The sequence below is a fragment of the Streptomyces sp. WELS2 genome (assembly GCF_013870595.1).
Taxonomy (GTDB): domain Bacteria; phylum Actinomycetota; class Actinomycetes; order Streptomycetales; family Streptomycetaceae; genus Streptomyces.
Genome location: NZ_JACBWZ010001209.1, coordinates 1 through 1,456, shown reverse-complemented (window position 1 = coordinate 1,456; position 1,456 = coordinate 1). Strand labels below are relative to the sequence as shown.

Genomic DNA, 1,456 nt, shown 5'->3' with positions numbered 1-1,456 from the left:
CGCTGCGGCACCCCCTACTCGCTGCTGCCCCGGCTCGCCCCCGGCGACATCGTCGCCGACCACTACAAGGTGCTCGGCTGCCTCGCCCACGGCGGCCTCGGCTGGATCTACCTCGCCGAGGACACCCGCGCCGACGGCCACCGCGTCGTCCTCAAGGGCCAGATCAACGTCCACGACGTGCTCGCCCGCCACACCGCCGTCGAGGAACGCCGCTCCCTCACCGCCCTGCACCACCCCGACATCGTCCGCATCGTCACCTACGCAGAGCACCGGAGCGCCGGCCACCCCGCCACCGGCTACCTCGTCATGGACTACATCGGCGGACGCTCCCTGCAACAGCTCATGGACGCCGACGACATCGAGCGGATCTTCCACGGCCGCCCCCGCCTCGACCACGTCCTCACCTACGGCTGCAAGATCCTCGGCGCCCTCCAGTACATGCACGAACGCGGCCTGCTGTACTGCGACATGAAGCCCGCCAACGTCATCCACTTCGGCCGGGCCGTCAAGGTCGTCGACCTCGGCGCCGTCCGCGCCATCGGCGACCGCGCCTCCGCCTACGTCTACACACCCGGCTTCGCCCCGCCCAAGGAGGAGATCGACCGCCGCGGCTGGCACGTCGACAGCGACCTCTACACCGTCGGCACGACCCTCCAGGCCCTGGCCCGCGGCACCGAACCCGCCCGCGGCCTCGCCTCCGACTCCTTCCGCCGCGTCATCGCCCGCGCCACCCACGCCGAACCCCGCGCCCGGTTCCGCTCCGCCGCCGAGATGTCCCGCCAGCTCTGGGAGGTGCTGCGCGAGTTCCGCGCGCTCCGGTTCGGCGAACAGCTGCCCGAGAGCTCCACCCTGTTCCGCCCCTCGGGCGCCGGCCTCGACGCCGGACTCGGCGCGATCCCCGCCCTCGGCCACTGGACCCGGCGTACCGGTGACCAGCCCGCCGCTCTGGACGTCTCCCCGCCCCACCCCGCCGAGGTGGCCGGCGCCCTGCCCGAACCCGTCCCCGACCCCGAGGACGGCGCCGCCCTGCTGCTCGACTCCTTCCCGCCCGACGCCCCCGACCGGGTCGCCCGGCAGTGGCCCCGCGAATCCCGCCTCGGCACCCCCGAGACCGCGCTGTGGCTGTGCCGCGCCTATCTGCGCAAGGGCGAGCAGCGAGCGGCCCAGAGCTGGCTCGCCGAGGCCGAGACCCAGCTCGGCGAACGCGCCGCCGCCCACGACTGGCGCATCGCCTGGCACCACGGCGTACTGCACCTCAGCCAGGGCGAGGTCGAGCTGGCCGGCGCCCGTTTCGACGCCGTCTACCAGGCGCTGCCCGGCGAGTACGTGCCCAAGCTCGCCCTCGGCTACTGCGCCGAGCACACCGCCGGCAGCCGCCCGGCCCGCGCCATGCGGTACTACGAGGCGGTCTGGAAACGGGACTTCGCGCACACCGCCGCCGCCTTCGGCCTGGCCC

The 1,456-nt window shown here is 74.1% G+C and carries 1 protein-coding gene; it reads left to right on the top strand.

What is annotated here, in order from left to right; translation table 11 throughout:
- A partial coding sequence (locus H5J33_RS35075; protein ID WP_181798692.1) for a serine/threonine protein kinase occupies window positions 1-1,456 on the top strand: 1,456 nt, incomplete at both ends.